This is a genomic window from Vibrio glycogenivorans, assembly GCF_051660965.1.
In the GTDB taxonomy this organism is placed as follows: domain Bacteria; phylum Pseudomonadota; class Gammaproteobacteria; order Enterobacterales; family Vibrionaceae; genus Vibrio.
Window position 1 is genome coordinate 49,491 of the sequence record NZ_JBPVIS010000019.1, and the last position, 6,813, is coordinate 56,303.

At 47.3% G+C, this 6,813-nt stretch carries 4 protein-coding genes; all 4 read left to right on the top strand.

Annotation, left to right across the window (positions count from 1 at the left end; genetic code table 11):
• Positions 1-33: 33 nt before the first annotated feature.
• A complete protein-coding gene (gene eno / locus ACSTTG_RS22415) occupies positions 34-1,335 on the top strand; it encodes a phosphopyruvate hydratase (RefSeq protein WP_438460904.1) in 1,302 nt (433 codons plus the stop codon).
• Positions 1,336-1,704: 369 nt separating this feature from the next.
• Positions 1,705-2,787: a hypothetical protein gene (locus ACSTTG_RS22420; protein WP_438476407.1), complete on the top strand. Its 1,083-nt coding sequence runs from the start codon at positions 1,705-1,707 to the stop codon at positions 2,785-2,787.
• Positions 2,784-4,697, top strand: a complete 1,914-nt coding sequence (locus ACSTTG_RS22425) for a DUF3857 domain-containing transglutaminase family protein (protein WP_438476409.1) — start codon at positions 2,784-2,786, stop codon at positions 4,695-4,697. Before ACSTTG_RS22420 ends, ACSTTG_RS22425 begins: the two co-directional genes overlap by 4 nt.
• A gap of 159 nt (positions 4,698-4,856) precedes the next feature.
• Positions 4,857-6,599: an RCC1 domain-containing protein gene (locus tag ACSTTG_RS22430; RefSeq protein ID WP_438476410.1), complete on the top strand. Its 1,743-nt coding sequence runs from the start codon at positions 4,857-4,859 to the stop codon at positions 6,597-6,599.
• Positions 6,600-6,813: the final 214 nt, after the last annotated feature.

A 6,813-nucleotide genomic window follows, 5' to 3' on the forward strand; every position in this document is an offset into this window, starting at 1 on the left:
TGACATTTAATTTTAAAACGAGAGGAAACATTAATGTCTAAGATCGTTAAAGTGCTAGGTCGTGAAATCATCGATTCACGCGGTAACCCAACTGTTGAAGCTGAAGTACACCTAGAAGGTGGTTTCGTAGGTATGGCTGCTGCTCCATCTGGCGCATCTACTGGTTCTCGCGAAGCTCTTGAGCTACGTGACGGTGACAAAGCACGTTTCCTAGGTAAAGGTGTTCTTAAAGCTGTTGAAGCTGTAAACGGCGCAATCGCTGAAGCACTAGTTGGTAAAGATGCGAAAGCTCAAGCTGACATCGACCAAGTTATGATCGACCTAGACGGCACTGACAACAAATCTAAGTTCGGTGCTAACGCAATCCTAGCTGTATCTCTAGCAAACGCGAAAGCAGCTGCTGCAGCGAAAGGCATGCCTCTATTCGAACACATCGCTGAGCTAAACGGCACTGCTGGCGTATTCTCTATGCCTCTACCAATGATGAACATCATCAACGGTGGTGAGCACGCAGACAACAACGTTGATATCCAAGAATTCATGATTCAACCAGTTGGCGCTAAGACTCTTAAAGAAGCTCTACGCATCGGTGCGGAAGTATTCCACAACCTAGCTAAAGTTCTTAAGTCTAAAGGTTACAGCACTGCAGTTGGTGACGAAGGTGGTTTCGCTCCTAACCTTAAGTCTAACGCTGAAGCTCTAGAAGTTATCGCAGAAGCTGTTGCTGCTGCAGGTTACGAGCTAGGTAAAGACGTAACTCTAGCGATGGACTGTGCTGCATCTGAGTTCTTCGACAAAGAAGCTGGCATCTACAACATGAAAGGCGAAGGTAAGACTTTCTCTTCTGAAGAGTTCAACCACTACCTAGCTGAGCTAGCTAACCAATTCCCAATCGTTTCTATCGAAGACGGTCTAGACGAGTCTGACTGGGATGGCTTCAAGCACCAAACTGAACTACTAGGTGACAAGCTTCAACTAGTAGGTGACGATCTATTCGTTACAAACACTAAGATCCTTGCTGAAGGTATCGAGAAAGGCGTAGCTAACTCTATCCTTATCAAGTTCAACCAAATCGGTTCTCTAACAGAGACTCTAGCTGCAATCAAGATGGCTAAAGACGCAGGTTACACAGCAGTAATCTCTCACCGTTCTGGCGAAACTGAAGACGCAACTATCGCTGACCTAGCGGTAGGTACTGCTGCAGGTCAAATCAAGACTGGTTCTATGAGCCGTTCTGACCGTGTTGCTAAGTACAACCAGCTAATCCGTATCGAGGAAGCTCTAGGTGAGCGCGCTCCTTACAACGGTCTTAAAGAAGTTAAAGGTCAAGCTTAATTCTTTATTGAATTAAACTGAGCTTAATGCTTTTGAGAACGCCCCGCTTTTGCGGGGCGTTTTTTTGCATTCAAAAGTGCTAGACCGGAACGTTTGCCACTTATCAAAAATCTTGGTGCCGCCTCGGTTTTAACCTACCAAGCAATACATACCCTGTGTGCTTGAGCAACCCATATAGCCGCGGCTTGTCTAACTTTTGCTGATGTCTTAGTTTTATCAGTCTGATTTAATTGACTAAGTACCCTCGAGATGCGATCTTTTTCAGTTAGCCTACTGAGAATATCAATACGTGTAGAAAGGAAGCTGCCGATTTCTTTTAGTGGGGAGACGTCACTCGCTTAATAATTTTGATACAACGGATGTGATCAAATGAATGAGAAATCTAACCTCGATTTATCGATAGATAGTCAAGCGACAGCAGCAACACCTCGTATCGAGATGAGTACACCCAACACTATTTTGTGGGAGTGCCTGCTGATGGTCAGTACGTTCGGCTTCTATGCGAATTTTTGGCTCTATTTTCGGATTAAAGAGCTACGTAAGTTAACGGGCAGAGAGCTTCGTCCAGCATTGTGGTTTTGGGTGCCATTTATTGCTTTTGCCCAGATTTTTGCCCTTCCAAGACTAAACTCAATCCTATCCCAACTTGAAAATGCCAGCTCTCAGCAAGTTAAAACAGGTCGATTTGGTTATCTAGTTGGCAGCATCGGCTTGATTTTGACCACCTTCTACATTGCTTACTCCACAGCTCAACTGACCTCTGGGGTAGCCGATGCAGTCGCATTTGGGGTGTTTGTTGGATCATTTGTCTTGATCGCTAAAAGGGTTAGACGGCTCAAGCTCACCAGTGATCGCATCGCTCTGAGTCCAAGACACCGACGAACGGTAGTGATGCAGCGGCTTTTGGTCGTCCCTATGTTTCCATTGATCACCCTGCTGTATCTTTTTGGAGCCCTTGCCCCCATGTTTGAGGGGCGACTTGAGACTTACCCCGCCGACACTCTCTACCTGTCTGATGATGGCGCCTTTCAAATGCCCTTTCATGGGGGGGATTGGTATCGAGTAGAAAATGGAACCAATAGCGATGGTAGTGCGTTGGTCGAGTTTGTGAATGATTTACCCAATTCGTATTTGATCGTATTTGATGGTGATAAGTTCTCTCGGAAGGAACTTGATAATCATCTCGCTGAACGTAGGGATTGGATTCACGATAATCTGACTAAAACGACATGTGCCCAGCAGCGTAGCTTTACCCCTAACTCGATGGACTTACGATTGAAGCTGACATGTCGCGGTTCGATGATGTTGGAACCTGCCTCAGTGCATATTGTGATTGTTCAAAACGAGAATCATAGATACGAGATGATTAGCCTACTCAGGGCACCAAAGAGTACTTACCGGGAGTGGTTGCCTGCTTTTGAGAAGATTGGCAAGGGGTTCACCATCCTATGAAAAAGAGAAGGATCAAAATAAGCTTTTTGGTGTGGTTGTTGCTCAGTTCTGCATTACCGCTATATGCCAAAGAGACAAAGAACGTTGAGTGGCGACTTGATAGTGTCGATCCTGCTCAAATCATCAAGTCTTTGGACATCACCGAGTTACCAAAGGAGATGGTGCAACTGCGGCGTAAGATCCAAATTGATGTTAGTAAAGATAAGGTGACGACCCACTATCAACGAATAAACTACTTTCCACGCTTTGTGGATGCTGAGAAGTATGGCACACAAAGTGTGCGTTATAATCCTAACTATCAGCAGGTACAAATCCTTGCTGCCTCGAGTGTTTCACCCACTGGATCGGTGAGTACGGTGAAAAAGGAGGCGTTGCAAGCTCTAGAGACCAGTGAGTTCAATACCTTTAGTAGCGAGAAAGTGTTGGTTTTTCCGTTTCCAGGGCTAAGAGAGGGTAGCTTCTCGCTGCTTGAATATAAAGTGATCAGTGACCTTAATCGGATGGAGACCGATTGGTCCAACAGGCTTTCTGTTCAGAGCTCATATCCGATTGGTCATTTTCAGCTTGATGTGTCATGGGATGAGAGTTACCCAATTCAGTGGGCCAAGGATAGTGAGCAGCTCCATTGTCAGATTGCAGTAAACGCTTTGCAGTGCGAAGGTAGAGAGATCGGTGCGTACAGGAGTGATCAAAGCGAGCTGTGGCGTGATCATATTGAGATGATCGCTCTTGGTCAGCTAAATAGTTGGCAACAAGTTATTGCTCGCGCTAATCAGGCAATGGAGAATGCGAATAAAGATCGGCAGGGTTTAGATGTCCTCCTAGAGCGCCTTACTAAGGGGACGGATAGTATTGAAGAGCAGATAGACAGAATCTTGAGTTTTGTTGCGCGTGATATTCGCTATGTCTCATTTTCTCAATATGGTCATTCTGTGACTCCTCACACTTTGGCTGAGACAATAGATAATCGTTACGGAGACTGTAAGGATAAATCGACCCTACTCAAGGCCTTGCTTGAAGGGATTGGATTAGATCCAACTCTCGTCCTAGTCTCAACTTACCGCAGTAATAGTGAACGTTTGCTTATTCCGACGATGGCAAGCTTTAATCATATTGTGGTGTGTTTTGCACTGGATGGTAGTCGTTATTGTCTTGATCCGACCGATACTCAGGTTCACTGGCAGTATGTACCGAGTTGGATTCAGCGCAAGGTCAGCTTGCCTCTGGTGCAGGGTGCAGTGCCAGAGGTAATGTCTGCGAGCCTGTTTCGTTGGCGAATGAAAAGCGAGTTTGATATTAAGTTTACACCTGAGGGCGCTCAGCATGAGCGCAATCAGCGCACCTACTATGGTGAGTATGCTGGCTACTTTCGTTCGTTTCTTTATTCGAAAAACGCAGAAGAGCGGGAAGAGTACTTAATAGAGCAGTACCAAGACTTGGTCACAAGCTTAGGTAAACCTGCCTTTACCCTTTGGCATTTGGATACAATGAATGATGAGCTCAAGGTGCAGTCTGAGAATACCTTGACTCCATTTCTTGACCTGACCCGGGTCACTCAATACACCGAGCAAGATGCTTGGTTACATTATGAGTTACGTAACCTTGACCTGCACAATCGGATCTATCCAGAGTACTTCCCTGGGGCACTAATAGAGTCGACAATCAACTTTGATACTCAGGGGAATTGGATCATTGTTGATTTGCCCGCAACATTGAATTTCAAACATAAATTCGGCGAGTTGACTAGGCGAGTGTTGCGCGTTTCTCCGAATAAAATTACGGTTCACTCGACGTTACGCATGCCGGCACGAACGGTTTCAGTCGAGCAAAGAGAGCAGTTCAACCAGTTACTGGCCACGTATGCCGAGCAGTCACCTATTCAGTTCTTCGGGCGGCCAGCAACTCAGTAGTAAAGCCAGTGTAGGCCAGGGTTTGGTGTCATGATTGGCGACCCAAAAATATCAAACTATCGTGGAGGGTGAACATTCGTGCTTAAAAGGTAGGCAAGTATTATTGTCTCAGATATTCTACCGAAGAAGTTTTATTAAGTGGATCAATGGAATGATGTCATGATAATTAAGTTGCTCACTCTGCTCTTGAGCTCTGTGTTGATCTTATTAGGTTGCGGCTCAGAGCGAGAGGTAACGCAGAGCCCGGCGCTAATGGTTAGCGATCTCTCAGTCGAGGGGGAGTGGGAAGAGGGAGGGGTGTTGCGCGTGAGTGCTTCGTGCCAAGGGTGTCAAGATAACTTAATTGAATATCATTGGTCACAAGCCGGGGAGTCTTTGGCTAGAGGCAGTGAACTGCTGCTGTCGAGTCTCATCGACTTTGAGCAGCCCCTTACTCTTACCGCCAGTGTCGAAGTAGGTAATGATACAGCGAAGGTGGTGGCTGATGTCGCAGCAAACCCAGTCGTAGAACTTTTCGGCCATCCTTATTATCAGCCGTATTTCTCTGGGGGGAGAGCCTTTAGCGCCCGTAAAAGTGATGGCAGTGTCATAGCTTGGGGTGATCCTAAAGCAGGGGGAGATACGAGCCAGATTTCAGACCAACTCACCCAAGGGGTGAAACTGTTTGGTGACTTTAACTCTCTCGGCGTGGTGAAAGACGACTCTATTGTTGTGTGGGGATTTGATTCTGAGCATGCATGGATTGAGCTTGAGAATCACTCATTACCCAGCCAAGTTATCTCCAGTAGCTATAATTATCTGTTCTATTTTGATGAGTACAAGCCAGTAAAGGCCAAGACCTATGACTTTGGTCTCGGTTATGGCTGGGACAATAGTGCAGTTAGCCATCTGTTAGAGGAAGGGATCCTTGAGGTGATGGCGCACCGAGAAGGGTTTGTTGCACGAAGTAGAAAAGGTGCCCTTATTGCGTGGGGTGCTTATGAGCATATTCCGCATGCTGAGCTGGCCTCGGGCTTCTTGCAACTCCCTGTTTCAACCGATATCGCCCTGAGTGCATTGAGGAATAATGGTGAGATAGTGACCTGGGGTAAGTATGGTTATCGAAACGCACCAAGCTCAGCGTTTGGTGACTTTGTTAGTATTCACTCAGATCCTAGTGGAGAGGGCTATGGCTTTGCGGCAATAACCGACACCGGTAAAGTGGTCTACTGGGAAGCGTTCGGAACGTCGGTAGACTTGGTGATTGAGCAAGGTGCGGTTGATGTTGCCGTGGCGAAGAACAAGCGCGCAGCAGTGGTTCTGATGAGTGATGGCCAGGTAGTTTCTTGGAACGTCCCAACGCAGGGCGTGGAAGATGAGCTGTATAACATTACTTCTATCCAACGCTTGGGGCGAAGGAATACCTTTCTCGCGCAACGCAGTGATAACCGCCTAATCATTTGGGGTGATACAGACCAGGGTTATCAATCTGGCCTGGTCCCCGGCGTTGATGCGCGAGTCATGGCGCAGTGTGAAAGCCAAGCGGCAATGGCATTAGTGCTCGAAAGCGGTAAAGCGGTGGTGATAGGTCGAATGGGCAGTGGCGCTAACACTGCACAGATTGATGAGCACCTTAGTGAAGGTGTGATTGATGTCGCTTGCGTGCGTAATGGTTTTGCGATCACCAAGAAAAATGGTGAAGTCGTCTCGTGGGGTTATGATACTTACGGCACAGAGAAAATCTGGACACAAGTGCACCAGAACATTCAATCTTTGGCGAGCAACGGCTACGCGTTTGCTGCTCTCACCACTGACGGTCATGTACTGGCTTGGGGTGGGGAGTCCGACACCGGTAATGCCGGTGCAGACTTATCCGGCGTCGCGCAGAAACTCAAGCCAAACGCACATATCCAGCCCCTTTAGGGGCAGAGTCGAGAGTCGAGAGCGGGCCTTGCCCTGCGAGAATGCTTCGCTCGAGGTGGAGAAATACTTGACAGCGGTTGTCAGAGTTGGAAAATTTTTCTCGCTTCTCGCTTCTCGCTTCTCGCTTCTCGCTTCTCGCTTCTCGCTTCTCGCTTCTCGCTTCTCGCTTCTCGCTTCTCGCTTCTCGCTTCTCGCTTCTCGCTTCTCGCTTCTC